Here is a 16,529-nt window from a genome sequence, read left to right on the forward strand (position 1 = left end):
AAAACAACTTCCTTAAAAAACCGTTGGATACGGCGATAGGAAGAGGCGTTTGTTGCTTTGGCATCAGGGAAAAACATTGCCAATTTGCTCAAATTACAGGTCTGCCGCATGGCAATGGTACACAATAAATACACAAAAACAATAACGTGGCTCTTGTGCCATTTGAAAGTTTTGGTTACGATATGGGTGAGTTCGCTCAATTCAGTCATATTGGATTAGTCGTGAGAAAATTAATACGATACCACTGAATTGATGCGGACTTCTTTTTTTATTGTACTTTTTTTGTCGTGTACTGAAAGGCAGCCTGAAAACATGGCAGATTAGTCCACCAAACACGCCGCATTCAGCAGTCCGATCGCAATGGACAGGCAACATAAAAATGTTCCCACCGCCGTGTTATTCGCTTCCAATTCTGCCACCGCGTCTGGGATAATTTTCATCACGCCAAAAAACAGCCCAATTTGCACGCCAGCCGCCAGTAAACCCCACAAAATAAAATCCGCCACCCCCACACTGTGCGTCATCGCCGACACCAAAGCCGCGCAAAAACCAATAATTGCTCCACCAAACGACAAAGCACACGCCAAATTGCCATTTTTAATTAACAGCAACTCTTTGGGCGGCGTGATTTTTTCGTAAACAAAACCAAAAATACCCACCATCAAAATCGCCGAAAACAAATAGGCAAAATAATACAAATATTGTAACAATGAAATACTCATGATTGAGAACACTCGTATTGATGAAAACCTTGTGATTATTACATAATTTTTATGGGAATGAATATGCTGGCGCAAATAAAGTCTGCCCAAGCGTTTACATCGTACAACATTTCAGGCTGCCTGAACGTGCTATAGTCGCAGAACTGAAAAAGCATTACAGCGTTGCCAACGCCCTTATGTACTATTCGTGCACGGCGGGCGTTGTCGCCTTGTACTGCATTTTCATTTCTACGACAATAAAATCAAATATAAAAACAATTATTTGATTTTCAGGCAGCCTGAACAGGAAAACATAATGAATTATCCATGGATTTTATTTGATGCCGATGAAACGCTGTTTCATTTTTACTCTTTTGTGGGTTTGCAAACCATGTTGGCGCGGTATGGCGTGGCGTTTGGCGAAGCAGATTATGCGAAATTTCAAGCAGTGAATCAGCCACTTTGGTTGCGTTATCAGCAGGGCGAGATAGACATGACAACTTTGGCGCAAACGCGTTTTGCGGATTTGGCGGCGCAATTGAATCGTCCCGCTTTGGCGTTGAATGAAGAATTACAACACACGATGGCGCGTTTGAGTGAACCTTTGGCGGGGGCGCGTGAATTGCTGGCTTGGCTGCATGGGCGCGGCGTGAAATTGGGGATTATGACGAATGGTTTTGCCAGTTTGCAGCAGCCGCGTTTGCAATATACGGGTTTTGCTGAATTTTTTGATTTATTGATTATTTCGGAACACGAATCGCACCCGAAACCGCATAGGGCGATTTTTGAAAGTGCTTTGCGAAAAATGGGCAATCCGCCACCCGAAACGGTGTTGATGGTGGGCGATAGTTTGACATCGGATATTTTGGGCGGCAACCGTGTGGGCATGGCAACGTGTTGGCTCAATAGCGCAAATAAACCGAATGAAACCAATATTATCCCCACTTTTACTGTTCATAATTGGGTGGAATTGGGGAATATATTTGGTTTTCAGGCAGCCTGAAAGCAGCAAAATGCGTTAAAATTACACCTGACTACAATTCCCTTAATCTCTTTTCTGGAGAATGATGATGCAAACTGACGTTCAAATCGCACAAGCTGCTACCATGCAACACATTAACGATATTGGTGCAAAATTGGGCATTACTGCGGATAAATTGGAACATTATGGCAAATACAAAGCCAAAATCAACCCCGCAGACGCGTTTGCCCTGCCCAAAAAACAAGGCAAATTGATTTTGGTAACCGCGATTAACCCTACGCCCGCAGGCGAAGGCAAAACCACCGTTACCATCGGTTTGACGGACGCGCTCAATCACATCGGCAAACAAGCGGTGGTTGCCATGCGCGAACCGTCTCTCGGGCCTGTATTCGGCGTGAAAGGCGGCGCGGCAGGCGGTGGCTATGCGCAAGTTTTGCCGATGGAAGACATTAATTTGCATTTCACGGGCGATTTCCACGCCATCAGCGCGGCGAATAATTTGCTGGCGGCGATGTTGGATAACCATATTTATCAAGGCAATGCGCTGAATATTGACCCCAAACGCGTGTTGTGGCGGCGCGTGGTGGACATGAATGACCGTCAATTGCGTAATATTATCAATGGTTTGGGTAAGCCGACCGATGGCGTGATTCGCCCCGATGGTTTTGATATTACGGTGGCGAGCGAAGTGATGGCGATTTTCTGCTTGGCGAAAGATTTGGGCGATTTGAAACAGCGTTTGGGCAATATTTTGGTGGCATATACTGTTGATAATCAAGCTGTTTATGCCAAAGATTTGAACGCCAATGGTGCGATGGCAGCCTTATTAAAAGACGCGATTAAACCGAATTTGGTGCAAACCATTGAAGGCTCACCCGCTTTTGTACACGGTGGACCCTTTGCGAATATTGCACACGGTTGTAATTCTGTGTTGGCAACGCGTTTGGCGCAACATTTGGGCGATTATGCGGTTACCGAAGCAGGTTTTGGCGCGGATTTGGGCGCGGAAAAATTCTGTGATATTAAATCACGTTTGGCTGGGTTTACGCCTGATTGTGCGGTGGTGGTGGCGACGGTTCGCGCTTTGAAATACAACGGTGGCGTGGAAAAAGCCGATTTGGGTGCGGAAAATGTGGACGCGGTACGCAAAGGTTTACCCAATTTATTGAAACACATCAGCAATTTAAAAAATGTGTTTGGTTTGCCTGTGGTGGTGGCGATTAACCGTTTTGTGTCGGACAGCGACGCGGAATTGGCGACGATTCAGGCAGCCTGCGAAGCAAATGGCGCAGATTTTGCCTTAACCGAAGTGTGGGAAAAAGGCGGCAAAGGTGGCGTGGATTTGGCGAATAAAGTGGTGCAAGCCATTGAAAAAAATCAAAACAGCTTTCAATTTGCCTACGATGTGAACGACAGCATTGCCGATAAAATCACCGCGATTGCCACGAAAATTTATGGCGCGGCTGGTGTGGAATTCGGCGCGGAAGCCCAAGCGGAAATGGCGAATTTAACGCGTTTGGGGCTGGATAAATTGCCCGTGTGCATGGCGAAAACGCAGTATTCTTTGAGCGATAACGCGAAATTGCTGGGTTGCCCGAGTGGTTTTACGATTCAGGTGCGTGGCATGACGGTGTCGGCTGGGGCTGGGTTTATTGTTGTGTTGTGTGGCAATATGATGAAAATGCCGGGTTTGCCGAAAGTGCCAGCCGCCGAGAAAATTGATGTAGATGAAAATGGTGTGATTAGCGGATTGTTTTGATTTATATTTTTAAAATAATCAGGCAGCCTGAAAATGGGTTTCTCTTATTTTTCAGGCTGCCTGCACATTTATCATTGTTCTTCAAACCAAATATCGCGGTAAGCAGCATAACAACATAAAGCAATAAATATTTGATAGAAAAGAAAGAAAACTGTAGTTACTACGATGATAATGGTTATATTAGTTGAACGTGTTACAGCAAAAGCAAGTGCCAAAATCAGTAAATATTGAACAATAAAAAATACTACAAAGGGAAGAATATTTTTAAATCCTGCTTTCAAACTCATTCCAATCGCAGCAAACGGATTTTCATTACGCAAAAACACCAAAGCAGGCGCAAACCAAAACACAAAACCAAGCAAAGATAGACAGAATGCAGCCCATAACATCAATGTAATAGGCTTATTCGCTTGTAATAAGGAAGCCTCAAGTAAACCAAAATGCTTACCCAAACCATTAAATAATAACCAAGCACACAAACCCACGCCCAGAAACAAAGCATAAAATAAGATAAATTCAAACACTTTGCCTTCTAATGGTGCAAACAAATGGCGAATAGACGGTGCTTCTTCATCGTACTCCTGTGCAGAAGCCGCAGATTGTATACCGCAGTGCATCAACAAAGTTGCCATCGGGAGGAAAAACCACAATACTTTGAGCATTTCCCCTGCAAAATCCAACACAAACTCAACAAAAATAATAAACACGCTGATAATTAGCCAACTTCCCCAACGCTCAATCAGCATACGAAATGCAATATTCATCCACAGTAAAGCATTTTGTGGTGGTCTGCTGGCGGGGTTGTCCAACATTTTTTCTGAATCAACGTAGTCTTCATCTGTATCAATATACATTTTTTCCATTGGCTATTCCTCTTTAAAAAAGAAACGAATTTTATATTTATTGACCTGAATTGTCATGAAATATTAAACTATCTGATTTTAATAACCCATTTATGGAGGAAATATTTTGATGGATTTTTTTGATTCTCGCATTTTGCTGAAAGTGCTTATTCCTGCGCTTGCATTGATTTTTTGGGTTATGGTACGCACACCCATACCCAATCCCACACAAGATGATGTCAAACGCATTGTCAGCGCCGATAAAACGGGGCAATATCCTGCGGGTCATATTGATTACACAGAATGCCGTCAGTCAAGCAAAGGCACTGCGCAATGTTATTTTTCTATAAAAAATAATAAAGGTGAAGTATTAGATGAATTTGGTATGAAATTAATTTATCAAGATAAACAATGGGAATTAAATAAGTAAAGAATATTTATATATTAAAATAAAATTCAGGCTGCCCCCAAAAAATGGATTGGAGGCAGCCTGAAACATTTTTCGCTTAATTATTCAAACGGATGTTGAATCAAAATCGTCTCTTCACGGTCAGGGCCTGTGGACACAATCGCAATCGGCGCACCGCACACTTCTTCAATGCATTTCAAATATTTTTTCGCATTGCTTGGCAGCGCGTCATACGATTTCACGCCAAATGTGGATTCCGTCCAGCCGTCCAAAGTTTCGTAAATGGGCGTGCAGTTGGCAACCGCGTCTGCGCCAAAGGGCAAAATGTCGGTGGTGGAACCGTCTGGCAAGGTGTAGCCCACGCAAATTTGGATTTTTTCAATGCCGTCCATCACGTCCAATTTGGTGATGCACATGCCTGTGATGCCGTTTACTTGGATGGAGCGTTTTAAGGCAGCCGCGTCAAACCAACCGCAACGGCGCGGACGACCCGTTACCGAACCAAATTCATGTCCGCGTTCTGCCAAGCCTACGCCCACTTCGTCAAACAATTCCGTTGGGAAAGGCCCTGAACCCACGCGTGTGGTGTAGGCTTTCACAATGCCCAACACATAGTTCAACATATGCGGTGGCACACCTGCGCCAGCCGCCGCCGCGCCAGCAATGCAATTTGATGAGGTAACAAAGGGATAAGTGCCGTAATCAATGTCCAGCAAAGTGCCTTGTGCGCCTTCAAACAGCAAACGTTCGCCACGCTGATTTTTCTCGTACAAAGTGCGCGACACATCGGCAATCATCGGCAAAATGCGTTCGCGGAAGGCATCAATTTTCGCCATCACATCTTCAAATTTCACAGGCTCTGCGCCATGCAAATGTTCCAGTTGCACATTGTACAAAGCCAAATTGGCGCGGACTTTTTCCGCCACCAAATCGCGGTTTGCCAAATCGCCAGCGCGTACCGAACGGCGCGCCACTTTGTCTTCGTAAGCAGGACCAATGCCGCGACCTGTTGTGCCGATTTTGCCTGCACCGCGCGATTTTTCGCGGGCTTGGTCAAGCGCAATGTGGTAGGGCAAAATCAGGGGTGCGGTGGGGGCGATTTTCAGGCGTTGTTCCACGTTTTTCACGCCAGCCGCGTTCAATTCGTCAATTTCGCCCAACAAGGCTTCGGGCGACACCACCACGCCTGAACCGATGTAGCAATCCAAGTTTTCATGCAAAATGCCGCTTGGAATCAGGCGCAAAATGGTTTTTTTGCCATTGACCACCAGCGTGTGTCCTGCGTTGTGTCCGCCCTGAAAGCGCACCACGCCTGTGGTTTGCTCTGCGAGCCAATCTACGATTTTGCCTTTGCCCTCGTCGCCCCATTGTGCGCCGATTACGACCACGTTTTTTGTCATTTTGTTTGACCTTTTTGGTTAATAAAAATAAGAAATTGGGAATTTTGGCTGCGCTGAACTTGGTTTCAGGCTGCCTGAAAATGTGTTTACGCGTTTCAATCATCAATATAACATAATTAAAATACTTAAAATGGTCAGTGAAACGCCCACGATCCATTTCATGCTTGTGCTTACCGTAAGTTTTTTATCCAAACCTGCAGCTTTGGCGGCACGCATTCTCAATAAGTGTGGCAATAAAAATAACAAGATAGGTAAACCAATAACAGCCACCCAACCCAAAAAACGCACCACAAGCATGTTGCTGGATTTTGTGCCAACATGCGCCGAAATCATCATAAATATTGTTATGGGATACAGCAACATATACCCATAAATCCGCAAAATCTGCGCCCAATTCATCGGTACTTTATCATATTGATACTTCACATTGTGAAAATCGCCCGTTACCCCCAAAATGCGTGCGCTGAAAACAGGTAAAATGGGAAAACCAAATATGCTGATAAAACAAGTTGATACATAAGTTTCATCATCTTGAAAATCGCTTTCGCCAAAGAAAATCAAACCATTACCGTTAATGGCTCTTATATCTCTAATGCCCATTATTGTTTCCTCATTAATATGATTTGTGTGATTGGTGTACCATGCTCCAATTTTGCAGTAATTCGGTGCGAGGTACGCATCCTACGTTAGGTTAGTGGCAATTTTCAGGCTGCCTGCAACATATGCATAATCAATTTAATCAAAACATCTTTCTGTTTCGGGTCAGATTCCGCCACCAATAAAGTCAAAGCCGCCAAACCTGTATCGTTGATAATGGGCTGATTGTGTTGATTAAACAAACGCCCATTGCGGTGCAAAAAATCCACAAACAAAAACGCGCCACTTCGTTTGTTGCCATCGGCAAACGGATGATTTTTCAAAATAAAATACAATAAATGTGCCGCCTTGCTTTCAATACTCGGATACGCGGCTTCGCCAAAAACCGATTGCGCCAAATTGCCCAAAATCGCCGACAATCCGTCTTCGCGTTCAATCGCAAACAATTCGCTGGCTTCGCCACGTTGCATCCGCGCTCTGGTAAATTTCTATGGGGTTAGTCATCATTTTTCCCTTTCAGGCTGCCTGAAAACCCATTCACACCACCAAATCCGCCGACCAAACAATAAAATACCCAAATTGCCCTTTTTTCAAAGTTGCGCCTGATTGTTTGCCTTTTTCGGTTAAGAAATAATTTTTGCCGTTCAATTCTTGCAAACCTGCTTCGCACAAACGCTTGTTGCATTCAGCACGGTCTATGCCGAGTTTTTCTGCGAGTTTGGTGGTGGTTAAGCCATTATTTTGTTGATGATTTTCTGTATTTTCACTGTTATCTTTGTTTACCACGTCCAACGAAATTTTGACTTCTTCGCTGATACGGATAATGCGTTGTGCTTCTTCGTAAGCGTCTTGATAGACTTTTCCGTCATCATCGCGTGTCAATAAAATGCCCATTTCATTGTTATTGACTTGGCTGAATTCGTATAAATTCAAGCTGGTAATAATACACTCGTTTTCGCTGATGTAGCATTTGGCATGTAAATTTTGGCAATAACTGGTTCTCACATAATTCAATGTTTTCAACCAACTGGCTTCGGCTGGTTGCAATTCGCTTTTGCCGTACACAATGCGAATGTCTATTTTCATGCGGTTTTTGTCTTCCAGCAATTCTTTAATGCGGTCGTTTAATTTTAAATAAGGGCTGATTAAAAACAGGCGTTCACGGGCATTTTTAATCAATTCTTCTAAATAATAAGTGGTTGCGCTGGTGTTGAGAAATTTTGCCATAATTTGATTACCTTATTTTATTCAATTTACTTTTCAGGCTGCCTGTCAATGCTTACACTACTTTTTCAATATGTGCCTGCAAAGTTTTTAGTGTTACAAAAGTCAAATCATACATACCGCTTAACGATTTGGCTTGCGTATCATCAATATCCAAAACTAATAACACAAAATGGCTTGCAGGAATATTTAATCTTTTACGTAAATTCAAATATTTATCTAAGTCTCGTCTGTATTCACCTGTTTTACATTCAATGACCAACGGCGTATTATTGGGCGTGTATAACAACACATCTAGCTCGTGTAAATCTCCGTTTTGAAAGCGAATTTTTGCACCACGCGCCACCGAAAAACGCACATTTTTTTGCTGAATCACTTGTAAAACCGCATTCAATGTAAACCATTCCAACCAGCCACCTGTAAAAAATTGGCGGACAGGTGCAGCCGTTTGCAATTTTAAATTGGCAATTTTATCTTGCTTCAAATAGCGGTAGTTCGCAAACAAAGTATGACTGTAAAATTCACGCAATAATTGATTGATTTGTTGTTGTTCTTTTTGTGGATATTTTTTCAAATCCACATTTAAAGTCATCACATTTTTGCGGTACGACCAGCCCAGTTGTCCCAAAATTTTCTCAAAAATGGTGTATTTTTCGCCAATTTTGTTCGCCGCTTCGTCATAAAAGCCGCTCATGTCCACCGCCGAATAGTTAAATTCAGGCACAATTTGTTGTTTTTTAAACCAATTGATTAAAGGTTTGTGTTGTTCTTCGGTAGCTAGTAAATTACTGTCATTTAAATTGATTTTATTCAATGAGTTATCATTGGTTTCAGTTGGTTCAGTATCGTCCAGTTGGCTTTTTAAATTGTCAATTTCGCGCAAAGCTGCCGTGTAACGCGCCGATAATTGCTCCACCACCTGCAAAGGCGCGTAAACCGCCACTGTCGCACCACATTTATGACAGGCAGTCTGAACGCCCTGTAGTACCGCTTCGCCCCAAGTTTTACACGCGTTACAACGATAGATACCTAGTTTAACATGACTCAAAATAGTACTCTCTTTCTAAATGAATGATGAATGGTTTACTTTAATCGGTTTCAAAAATTATTGTACAAGCCATTTATTCCCTTGCCAAACCAAGCGTTTCAGGCTGCCTGAATTATCCGCCACGCCATAATCCACCACCACGCAAATCCCATTTCCGCGCAATTCGTTAATTTTATCAATCGCTTTGGTGTAATCCGCCACCGCCACGCGCACCGCTTCGGGGCGCGTACTTGCCGCCAAATATTCGCCACACACGCGCAAATCAAAGCTAAACCCTGTCGCAGGACGACTGCGCCCAAAATATGCCCCCAAACCATCGTAACGTCCGCCACGCGCCACCGCGTCATGGTGGTCGGGCGCGTAGGCGGCGTAGAGCAAGCCCGTGTGGTAATTGTCCACGCGCACTTCCGCCAAATCAATGTGAATGGCTTGTTCGGGGAATGCCGCGCAAACTTGTTCCAATACATCAATGGCTTGAGTAACCGAACTTAATTGTGGCAAACGCTGTTTGGCAGCCTGCAAAATCTCACGACCGCCGTATAATTCGGGCAACAAGGCAAGCGCGTTTGTCCAAATATCGTCCAATTGCCAGCTTGTTGCCAATGCACGGACGGCTTCACGGTCTTTCGTTTGCATCATGGCAAGCAATTGATTGCTTTGAGAATCCGATAATTTTGCTGCCGTCGCAATTGCACGAAACACACCAATATGCCCCAACGATAAAATCGTGTTTGCCATGCCACCAGTTTTTAAACTTTTCAACATCAAATCAATCAGTTCAATATCGGCGGCGGTGTCGGTGCAACCATAGAGTTCCGCACCTGTTTGGTAAGGTTCGCGCGTGGTTAAAAAGCCATCGGGTTTGGCGTGTAATACGCTGCCTGAATAACACAATCGGTTAATGCCTTGATTTTGTGCCAATAAATGCGCGTCAATTCGGGCGACTTGTGGCGTGATGTCGGCGCGTATGCCCAGTTGTCGCCCCGATAATTGGTCTGGCACGCGAATGGTTTTCAGCGACAAACCTGTGTCAATATGGGTTAAAAGCGAATCGCTGTATTCCATCAATGGCGGGTGTACCAGCTCAAAACCATGCACACGAAATAAGGCAAGTATTTGTTCTTTCACGCTTTCTAATTGACGAGCGCGTTCAGGAAGAATATCGGCGATGTGTTCGGGAAGTTGCCAAGTTTGCATGGTTTTGTCCTTATTGGGTAAATAGTGAAAGCGAAAACTTTAACACAAAATAACATTTTTGGGCGTGTGGATTTTAAAGTTTCATAAAATATGAATTTTAAGTAAAATACGCTTATTTTCAGGCAGCCTGAAGATTCATAAACCCAAAATAATCATAAGGAACAAAACCATGAGCGATTTAAGCATTTGGCAACACGCCCCTTTGGACGCGATTATTGACCATATTTTGCCGCGTTATCATGAAACCCATCGCCGTCAATTAGACGAAATTTTGCCGCTTGCGGATAAAGTAGCGCGGGTGCATGCCGAAACTTTTCCGCCGCAACTCTTGCCTTTGGTGCTGCACATGGACGGCGAATTGCGTAGCCACATGATGAAAGAAGAACGTATGCTGTTTCCCATGATTAAACAAGGGCTTGGACGCGGTGCAGCCATGCCCATCAATGTGATGATGCACGAACACGATGACCATGACACAGTTATTCATCAATTGATTGAATTAACAGATAATTTTACGCCCCCCGCAGCAGCCTGTGGCAGTTGGCAGCGTTTGTATGCGCAGTTGCAGGAATTGGTGGGTGATTTGCGCGACCATATTGAATTGGAAAATGAGATTTTGTTTGCGCGTACATTAAATGCTTAAAATAGAAAATAAATCATGTAGGCAGCCTGAAAAGTGGTTTTCAGGCTGCCTTTTCGTTCGCGACAAAAAATGAGTAGGGTGCGCCGTGCGCACCTAATCCGCCGTGATATTTGAATGATTTCAGCCATTTTGGTGCGCACGGCGCACCCTACATATTTGAGCTTGAACAAATTGCCGTCTATTTTCAGGCAGCCTGAAAGTGCGAATTTATGGCATAATCCGCCCCGAAATTTCAAAAATCATTAGGATAAACAAATCATGACACAACGCAAAATTTTGGTTACTTCCGCGCTGCCTTATGCCAACGGTGCAATCCATCTCGGACACATGGTGGAGCATATCCAAACCGATATTTGGGTACGCTTCCAAAAATCACGCGGACACGAATGCTACTACTGCTGTGCAGACGACACGCACGGCACCCCCATTATGCTCGCCGCGCAAAAACAAGGCATCACGCCCGAACAAATGATTGAAAAAACCCACGCCGAACATTTGGCGGATTTTACAGGTTTTGGCATTGGTTACGACAATTACTATTCCACCCATTCCCCTGAAAACAAACACTATTCCGAAAAAATTTACCGCGCCCTCAAAGCCAACGGCAAAATCATCAGCAAAAACATCAACCAATTGTTTGACCCCGAGAAACAAATGTTCTTGCCCGACCGCTTTGTCAAAGGCGAATGCCCCAAATGCCACGCCAAAGACCAATATGGCGACAATTGTGAAGTTTGTGGTACGACCTACGCGCCTACGGATTTGATTAACCCATATTCCGCCGTGTCAGGCGCAACGCCTGTGATGAAAGAAACCGAACATTTCTTTTTTAAATTAAGCGATTGCGCGGATTATTTGAAAGCATGGACTTCGGGCGAAACACATGGCAAAGCCCATTTGCAGCCTGAAGCCTTAAATAAAATGAATGAATGGCTCAAAGACGGCGAATTGTCCGATTGGGACATCAGCCGCGATGCGCCATATTTCGGTTTTGAAATTCCCGATGAACCAAACAAATATTTCTATGTTTGGCTGGACGCGCCTGTGGGCTATATGGCGAGTTTCCAAAATTTATGCGACCGCATTGGCTTGAATTTTGACGAATTTTTCCAAGCTGATAGCAACACGGAAATGTACCATTTTATCGGCAAAGATATTTTGTATTTCCATGCTTTATTCTGGACGGCAATGTTGCAATTTAGCGGTTATCGCGCCCCAACTGGCATTTTCGCGCACGGCTTTTTGACGGTGGACGGGCAAAAAATGTCCAAATCACGCGGCACCTTCATCACCGCCAAATCGTATTTGGACGGCGGTTTGAATCCTGAATGGATGCGCTACTACATCGCCGCCAAATTAAACAGTAAAATTGAAGACATTGACTTGAATTTGCAGGATTTTATTGCACGAGTAAACAGTGATTTGGTGGGTAAATATGTGAATATTGCCGCCCGAGCCAGTGGCTTTATCCACAAGAAATTTTCAGGCAGCCTGAAAGATGTTTCAGGCAGTGATTTAATCAAACAATTAACTGAAAAATCAGCACAAATCGCCCAAGATTATGAAGACCGCGAATACGGCAAAGCCATTCGTGAAATCATGGCTTTGGCGGATTTGGTGAATGAATATGTGGACGCGAACAAGCCTTGGGAATTGGCAAAACAAGAGGGCATGGAAACGCGTTTGCATGAAGTGTGCAGCGAATTAATCAATGCGTTCAAAATCTTAACTGTGTACTTGTCGCCAGTTTTGCCGAAAGTGGCGGAACAAGCGGCGGCGTTTTTGAACGTGAATAAATTGATGTGGGCAGACAGCACCACCACGCTGCCTGAAAACCACAAAATCAATGAATACAAACATTTAATGCAACGTATTGAGGAAAAACAAGTGAACGATTTAGTAGAAGCCAACAAACAAAGTATTCAGGCTGCCCCTGCGGTGGAAACGCCAGCCGAAAGCAGCCCATACGCGCCCGTGTCGCCCGAATGCAGCTTTGATGATTTTATGAAAGTGGACATGCGCGTGGCGAAAGTGTTGAACTGTGAAGCGGTGGAGGGCAGCACCAAATTATTGAAATTCAGCTTGGATTTTGGTTTTGAGCAGCGCACGATTTTCTCGGGCATTGCGGCGAGCTATCCAAATCCGAGTGAATTGAATGGTCGTCATGTGATTGCGGTGGCGAATTTTGCGCCGCGTAAAATGGCGAAATTTGGTGTGTCGGAAGGCATGATTTTGTCGGCGGCGACTGCGGACGGCAAATTGCGTTTGCTGGACGTGCATGAGGGCGCGAAAGCGGGCGATAAAGTGGGTTGATTTTTTCATAACACAACACAAGGCAGCCTGAAAATGTTTTCAGGCTGCCTATATTGTTATCGTGTACAATTGGCAGCCTGAACGATATAGTGAATTCAATTTAAACCAGAGTATAGCGTTGCCCTTATGTACGAGTGTACACGGTGGTCGCTGTTGCCTTATCCTGATTTAATAAATGGAATCCACTATGTATGATAGTCGTAAAAGTGAAAATGTAATATAAGGCGACAGTGAATTCAATTTAAATTGAATCCACTATAATTGAAAGAAAAATATGAATGAATTAAATGATTTAATCCAAACAGGCACAATCTCCGACATCCGCGAAACGCTCGATTTTCTGCTCAACGAATGCAGTTTGGACGAAACCCCCGACCGCGAAACCGTACAAATATGGGCGCAGATTTTGCAGCAACGTGGCGGCAAATTCGCCTCACTCGCCAAATTGTGCGAACAATTTTTACAGGAAACTGTAGCATGAATTTACTGAAAAATAAATGGTTTATATTGGCAATTTTGTGGCTTGGTGCGGCGATTTGGGGATTGATTTTCCGTGAAACATCGCCTAATCATGCCCCCATGTTTCCGCATTTTGACAAGGTGGCGCATTGTTTGTTGTTTTTTGGACAATTTTGGTTGTTGGCGCGTGCTTTTTTGGCGGCAAAAAAGCCTGTACCGTATGGCGTGTTGTGGGGCTTTGCGCTGGTGATGGCAGTTGGCACGGAATGGGCTCAAGCTACGTTTACCCATTCGCGCCAAGCCGATTTCTGGGACGGTGTGGCGGATATGTTGGGGGCGACTATCGCATTGATGTTGGCACACCACGCACATAAAATTTGGACTAGACAAGCTACTGAAATCAAGGCAGAATAGCATATAGATTTGATACCCTAACAGACAGAGATTTGGCTAGGGCTTTTTGTCCATTTTTTAATATTTGTAGGAGTTTTTCTATGGCACAATCTAAAATTAACGTTTCTGGCATGACGAGCAAAACGGATGGCGATAAATTGACAGAACAAACATCTTCTGTTGCTGGCGTGAAATTTGTCAATGCCAACCATGAACAAGGTTATGTAGTGGTAACCCATACCGATGATTTTGATGAAAATGCATTCAAAGCTGCGGTAAATGCAGCAGGTTTCAGCGCGTAATTCTTCATGTAACTAAAAAAACGGTTTCAGGCTGCCTGAAACCGTTTTTTGGTTTATTGCGTATGCTCAAAATATTTTTGTAAAACCAATATATTGGTGATTAACTCTTGTTTTTTATCAAAAAATGTTTGTATCCATGTTTGTGCATGGTGAATGATTTTTTGCGCTGCTGCTGGGTTTTGTTGATAAAAACGCAATTTTTCATCTAAATCACTGTAATCATCTTGCAAATGTACATAGTGTATATCGGGCTGGAGCAAGCCTTCCATCAACCACGTTTCAAATTTCGGCGTGGTCATCAAACACAATGAATTGGACGCCATAATCCATTTCAAATTAGTCGCAACGTCATTGCCCTCAATGCTTAAAATAAATTTGTGGCGCAATTGTTCGCGCACGCTCATAAATGCGCCATGCCATGGTTGGTTTTGCGAATTTCGGTGGACATACGCCACATCACATGATGGATGTGCATGAAATTGCTGTAAAAATTGTAAACGATGGGCTTGATGGGCTGCGCCGCGCCACACCAGTTTATCGTTTTTATCGGTGTAATTAAATGGGTCGGGATAAATATAAAAATGGCGCACGCTGTCTAGTTTTAACAAAATGGAATGGGCATTTTGCTCGGAAATGGGGCGGCTTTTGACCAAAGTGGGCTGGTCGGGAATATGGGTTACATCGCCAAATTCGTGCGCAAAAATTTTATCGGTGGGAAAATAGCGCAAATAGTCCGCCAAATCATAAAAATACGCCGAAAATCCCTGTTTTTTAAATGCGCCCACGCGTGTCAGGCTGCCTGAAAGTGTGTGTTACCCGTCCAATTGGTTGTAATACGCCACGCGTTTGGCGATGTGTTGCTGTTGATGTTTGGGCAAACGGGCGTATTCGGCTAACACGTCTTGCGCGGATTTTGCCAAGAGTGCGTGCGGTAATAAACCCAGATGGGCGTGGCTGACATAATATTGCAGTTTGTGTAAACGCCGATGGTAAATATTGTTTGGTTTCATGATTTTTGTAACAAGATAGATGGATAACAATCAGGCTGCCTGAAAAATAAGTATTCGCTTTTCAGGCTGCCTGAATGTGATATTACTGCACATTAAACTTTGGCATCATGATTGTTTTTAAACCATTTTTGGTAAATTTGGTCATAAGTACCATTTTTCTTAATATTTTCCAAACCCTTATTAATTTTTATCCAATAATTCGGTATTGCCCTTGCTCACGGCATACACCAGCATAGAATCGCCAGCGTTTGAATCAAAGTGGGTTAAAGCATATTCTTGTTTAATGGATTCATTTTTATTGGTAATCGCATAATAAGTCAAAGGGATAGAATCTCCCTCCACATGCGTTACTTCTTCTTGTGCCAAACCTTTGAATGTATTAAATAAACTATCATAAGATTTTGGTGTTACGCCCAACTCCACCAATTTACGCTCACTATTGGTGCTTTTTTGCACGCCGACCACCACTTTGTCATCACGCAAATCTTGCGCGGATTTTACCAAAGAATCTTTTTTGCTCAAAATAGCGCGGTAGCCTTTGGCATAAGGATGACTCAATTCCGCTTTCGCTTGACGTTCTGGATTGGCTTCAAAAGAACCGACCAAAATCTGATACTTATTGCTCTCCAAGCTGGGGAACAAATTAGCGCGTGTATCGGGCAGCAAATTCACTTGAATTTTTTGGTCAGCCGCAATCGCTTGCAACAATTCCACTTCAAAACCAGATGGTTGCCATTTTCATCACGTAAAGTCAAAGGCGGATAGCCCACGTCCACACCCACTACATAGGAACTGACTTTATCCGTATTTGCTACCGTAGTGCTGGTGCTTGGGTTGGGTGCGCTGGCTTGGGGTGTGGGTGGGGATTGTTTTGCGCCGTGTTGTCCGAACAGGCTGCCAAAGCCATTGCCACGAAAACGGGCAATAAATATTTCATTTTCATAAAAATCTCAACTATTAATTTAATTCAAATCAAAAAATACGCAAATTTTTATTGACAAATATACAATTAGAAATGCAGTTTCGTATTATACTTACTTTTTGAGAAAAAGAGTTATACAAAATAAATCGTATTGATGATTTTTTTACAGAAAAATCAAAATTTTGTGATAAAGTAGGTGTTGGTGTACTGAAAGGCAGCCTGAAAACCCAAATAATCTCCTGCTTGATTAATATAAATCAAAAATCAACATCAAAAAAATTAATAAAATAAGAACTTATCATCATCAGGCAGCCTGAATAAGGAATTT

Annotated in this window: 22 protein-coding genes and 1 pseudogene; 9 read left to right on the top strand and 14 right to left on the bottom strand. The window is 43.5% G+C overall.

Annotated features, from left to right (window positions below; translation table 11 throughout):
- Together Q338_RS04195 and Q338_RS04200 are read right to left on the bottom strand one after the other, a co-directional pair.
- A pseudogene (locus tag Q338_RS04195) lies at nt 1-209 on the bottom strand (IS4-like element ISAba33 family transposase); the annotation flags it as partial.
- A gap of 111 nt (nt 210-320) precedes the next feature.
- Nucleotides 321-722, bottom strand: coding sequence for a DUF350 domain-containing protein (locus Q338_RS04200; RefSeq protein WP_034292323.1), 402 nt, complete (start codon nt 720-722; stop codon nt 321-323).
- A gap of 295 nt (nt 723-1,017) precedes the next feature.
- Between Q338_RS04200 and yjjG the strand changes: the two genes are divergently transcribed.
- Both yjjG and Q338_RS04210 read left to right on the top strand, forming a co-directional pair.
- Nucleotides 1,018-1,704 (top strand): pyrimidine 5'-nucleotidase, encoded by a 687-nt coding sequence (gene yjjG, locus Q338_RS04205; protein ID WP_034292325.1) that lies wholly within the window; start codon nt 1,018-1,020, stop codon nt 1,702-1,704.
- A 67-nt stretch (nt 1,705-1,771) separates the two neighbouring features.
- The gene (locus Q338_RS04210; protein WP_377896439.1) at nt 1,772-3,442 is read left to right on the top strand and encodes a formate--tetrahydrofolate ligase; all 1,671 of its coding nucleotides are present in this window, start codon (nt 1,772-1,774) and stop codon (nt 3,440-3,442) included.
- 71 nt (nt 3,443-3,513) lie between these two features.
- Here the strand turns inward: Q338_RS04210 and Q338_RS04215 are convergent, their stop codons facing one another.
- A complete protein-coding gene (locus Q338_RS04215; RefSeq protein WP_034292329.1) occupies nt 3,514-4,305 on the bottom strand; it encodes a hypothetical protein in 792 nt (263 codons plus the stop codon).
- A gap of 109 nt (nt 4,306-4,414) precedes the next feature.
- Between Q338_RS04215 and Q338_RS04220 the strand changes: the two genes are divergently transcribed.
- Entirely contained in the window at nt 4,415-4,714 is a 300-nt protein-coding gene (locus Q338_RS04220; protein ID WP_034292331.1) for a hypothetical protein, read from the top strand.
- Between the two features lie 80 nt (nt 4,715-4,794).
- Here the strand turns inward: Q338_RS04220 and Q338_RS04225 are convergent, their stop codons facing one another.
- From Q338_RS04225 to Q338_RS04250, 6 genes are all read right to left on the bottom strand, one after another.
- On the bottom strand, nt 4,795-6,093 hold the full coding sequence (locus Q338_RS04225) for an adenylosuccinate synthase (protein ID WP_034292333.1): 1,299 nt from the start codon (nt 6,091-6,093) through the stop codon (nt 4,795-4,797).
- Nucleotides 6,094-6,195: 102 nt separating this feature from the next.
- On the bottom strand, nt 6,196-6,693 hold the full coding sequence (locus Q338_RS04230; RefSeq protein WP_034292335.1) for a hypothetical protein: 498 nt from the start codon (nt 6,691-6,693) through the stop codon (nt 6,196-6,198).
- 104 nt (nt 6,694-6,797) lie between these two features.
- The gene (locus tag Q338_RS04235) at nt 6,798-7,160 is read right to left on the bottom strand and encodes a type II toxin-antitoxin system death-on-curing family toxin (protein WP_034292337.1); all 363 of its coding nucleotides are present in this window, start codon (nt 7,158-7,160) and stop codon (nt 6,798-6,800) included.
- 67 nt (nt 7,161-7,227) lie between these two features.
- Nucleotides 7,228-7,917 (bottom strand): phospholipase D family protein, encoded by a 690-nt coding sequence (locus tag Q338_RS04240; protein WP_034292339.1) that lies wholly within the window; start codon nt 7,915-7,917, stop codon nt 7,228-7,230.
- Nucleotides 7,918-7,969: 52 nt separating this feature from the next.
- Entirely contained in the window at nt 7,970-8,962 is a 993-nt protein-coding gene (locus tag Q338_RS04245; RefSeq protein ID WP_034292341.1) for a Card1-like endonuclease domain-containing protein, read from the bottom strand.
- A gap of 57 nt (nt 8,963-9,019) precedes the next feature.
- The gene (locus tag Q338_RS04250; RefSeq protein ID WP_034292343.1) at nt 9,020-10,159 is read right to left on the bottom strand and encodes an ATP phosphoribosyltransferase regulatory subunit; all 1,140 of its coding nucleotides are present in this window, start codon (nt 10,157-10,159) and stop codon (nt 9,020-9,022) included.
- A 169-nt stretch (nt 10,160-10,328) separates the two neighbouring features.
- Between Q338_RS04250 and Q338_RS04255 the strand changes: the two genes are divergently transcribed.
- The 6 genes from Q338_RS04255 to Q338_RS04275 all read left to right on the top strand — a co-directional run bounded on the left by Q338_RS04255 (nt 10,329) and on the right by Q338_RS04275 (nt 14,269).
- A complete protein-coding gene (locus tag Q338_RS04255) occupies nt 10,329-10,802 on the top strand; it encodes a hemerythrin domain-containing protein (RefSeq protein WP_034292345.1) in 474 nt (157 codons plus the stop codon).
- 114 nt (nt 10,803-10,916) lie between these two features.
- Nucleotides 10,917-11,048: a hypothetical protein gene (locus tag Q338_RS15315; protein ID WP_280517553.1), complete on the top strand. Its 132-nt coding sequence runs from the start codon at nt 10,917-10,919 to the stop codon at nt 11,046-11,048.
- A 12-nt stretch (nt 11,049-11,060) separates the two neighbouring features.
- Nucleotides 11,061-13,115 (top strand): methionine--tRNA ligase, encoded by a 2,055-nt coding sequence (gene metG / locus Q338_RS04260; protein WP_084693522.1) that lies wholly within the window; start codon nt 11,061-11,063, stop codon nt 13,113-13,115.
- 274 nt (nt 13,116-13,389) lie between these two features.
- Nucleotides 13,390-13,596 (top strand): hypothetical protein, encoded by a 207-nt coding sequence (locus Q338_RS04265; RefSeq protein ID WP_034292347.1) that lies wholly within the window; start codon nt 13,390-13,392, stop codon nt 13,594-13,596.
- Nucleotides 13,593-13,988 (top strand): VanZ family protein, encoded by a 396-nt coding sequence (locus Q338_RS04270; RefSeq protein WP_034292349.1) that lies wholly within the window; start codon nt 13,593-13,595, stop codon nt 13,986-13,988. The genes Q338_RS04265 and Q338_RS04270 overlap by 4 nt, the downstream gene beginning before the upstream one ends.
- A gap of 80 nt (nt 13,989-14,068) precedes the next feature.
- Entirely contained in the window at nt 14,069-14,269 is a 201-nt protein-coding gene (locus Q338_RS04275) for a heavy-metal-associated domain-containing protein (protein ID WP_034292351.1), read from the top strand.
- 53 nt (nt 14,270-14,322) lie between these two features.
- On the opposite strand, the gene Q338_RS04280 is transcribed toward Q338_RS04275, so the two are convergent.
- The 5 genes from Q338_RS04280 to Q338_RS15320 form a co-directional block, all read right to left on the bottom strand.
- A complete protein-coding gene (locus Q338_RS04280; RefSeq protein WP_244773534.1) occupies nt 14,323-15,054 on the bottom strand; it encodes a glycosyl transferase family 90 in 732 nt (243 codons plus the stop codon).
- A 27-nt stretch (nt 15,055-15,081) separates the two neighbouring features.
- Nucleotides 15,082-15,279: a hypothetical protein gene (locus tag Q338_RS15125; protein WP_245946703.1), complete on the bottom strand. Its 198-nt coding sequence runs from the start codon at nt 15,277-15,279 to the stop codon at nt 15,082-15,084.
- A 92-nt stretch (nt 15,280-15,371) separates the two neighbouring features.
- Complete coding sequence (locus tag Q338_RS15460; protein WP_377896438.1) at nt 15,372-15,452, bottom strand: hypothetical protein; 81 nt, start codon at nt 15,450-15,452, stop codon at nt 15,372-15,374.
- 7 nt (nt 15,453-15,459) lie between these two features.
- The gene (locus Q338_RS04285) at nt 15,460-15,993 is read right to left on the bottom strand and encodes a substrate-binding periplasmic protein (protein WP_034292353.1); all 534 of its coding nucleotides are present in this window, start codon (nt 15,991-15,993) and stop codon (nt 15,460-15,462) included.
- A 97-nt stretch (nt 15,994-16,090) separates the two neighbouring features.
- Nucleotides 16,091-16,222 (bottom strand): hypothetical protein, encoded by a 132-nt coding sequence (locus Q338_RS15320; RefSeq protein WP_280517554.1) that lies wholly within the window; start codon nt 16,220-16,222, stop codon nt 16,091-16,093.
- Between the last annotated feature and the right edge of the window lie 307 nt (nt 16,223-16,529).

The organism is Alysiella crassa DSM 2578 (assembly GCF_000745955.1).
Taxonomy (GTDB): domain Bacteria; phylum Pseudomonadota; class Gammaproteobacteria; order Burkholderiales; family Neisseriaceae; genus Simonsiella; species Simonsiella crassa.

What these genes read in the sequence shown, in the direction of transcription:
- Q338_RS04200 (WP_034292323.1), bottom strand. Translation starts at nt 722, where the DNA reads ATGAGTATTTCATTGTTACAATATTTGTATTATTTTGCCTATTTGTTT.
- yjjG (WP_034292325.1), top strand. Translation starts at nt 1,018, where the DNA reads ATGAATTATCCATGGATTTTATTTGATGCCGATGAAACGCTGTTTCAT.
- Q338_RS04210 (WP_377896439.1), top strand. Translation starts at nt 1,772, where the DNA reads ATGCAAACTGACGTTCAAATCGCACAAGCTGCTACCATGCAACACATT.
- Q338_RS04215 (WP_034292329.1), bottom strand. Translation starts at nt 4,305, where the DNA reads ATGGAAAAAATGTATATTGATACAGATGAAGACTACGTTGATTCAGAA.
- Q338_RS04220 (WP_034292331.1), top strand. Translation starts at nt 4,415, where the DNA reads ATGGATTTTTTTGATTCTCGCATTTTGCTGAAAGTGCTTATTCCTGCG.
- Q338_RS04225 (WP_034292333.1), bottom strand. Translation starts at nt 6,093, where the DNA reads ATGACAAAAAACGTGGTCGTAATCGGCGCACAATGGGGCGACGAGGGC.
- Q338_RS04230 (WP_034292335.1), bottom strand. Translation starts at nt 6,693, where the DNA reads ATGGGCATTAGAGATATAAGAGCCATTAACGGTAATGGTTTGATTTTC.
- Q338_RS04235 (WP_034292337.1), bottom strand. Translation starts at nt 7,160, where the DNA reads ATGCAACGTGGCGAAGCCAGCGAATTGTTTGCGATTGAACGCGAAGAC.
- Q338_RS04240 (WP_034292339.1), bottom strand. Translation starts at nt 7,917, where the DNA reads ATGGCAAAATTTCTCAACACCAGCGCAACCACTTATTATTTAGAAGAA.
- Q338_RS04250 (WP_034292343.1), bottom strand. Translation starts at nt 10,159, where the DNA reads ATGCAAACTTGGCAACTTCCCGAACACATCGCCGATATTCTTCCTGAA.
- Q338_RS04255 (WP_034292345.1), top strand. Translation starts at nt 10,329, where the DNA reads ATGAGCGATTTAAGCATTTGGCAACACGCCCCTTTGGACGCGATTATT.
- Q338_RS15315 (WP_280517553.1), top strand. Translation starts at nt 10,917, where the DNA reads ATGATTTCAGCCATTTTGGTGCGCACGGCGCACCCTACATATTTGAGC.
- metG (WP_084693522.1), top strand. Translation starts at nt 11,061, where the DNA reads ATGACACAACGCAAAATTTTGGTTACTTCCGCGCTGCCTTATGCCAAC.
- Q338_RS04265 (WP_034292347.1), top strand. Translation starts at nt 13,390, where the DNA reads ATGAATGAATTAAATGATTTAATCCAAACAGGCACAATCTCCGACATC.
- Q338_RS04270 (WP_034292349.1), top strand. Translation starts at nt 13,593, where the DNA reads ATGAATTTACTGAAAAATAAATGGTTTATATTGGCAATTTTGTGGCTT.
- Q338_RS04275 (WP_034292351.1), top strand. Translation starts at nt 14,069, where the DNA reads ATGGCACAATCTAAAATTAACGTTTCTGGCATGACGAGCAAAACGGAT.
- Q338_RS15125 (WP_245946703.1), bottom strand. Translation starts at nt 15,279, where the DNA reads ATGAAACCAAACAATATTTACCATCGGCGTTTACACAAACTGCAATAT.
- Q338_RS15320 (WP_280517554.1), bottom strand. Translation starts at nt 16,222, where the DNA reads ATGAAAATGAAATATTTATTGCCCGTTTTCGTGGCAATGGCTTTGGCA.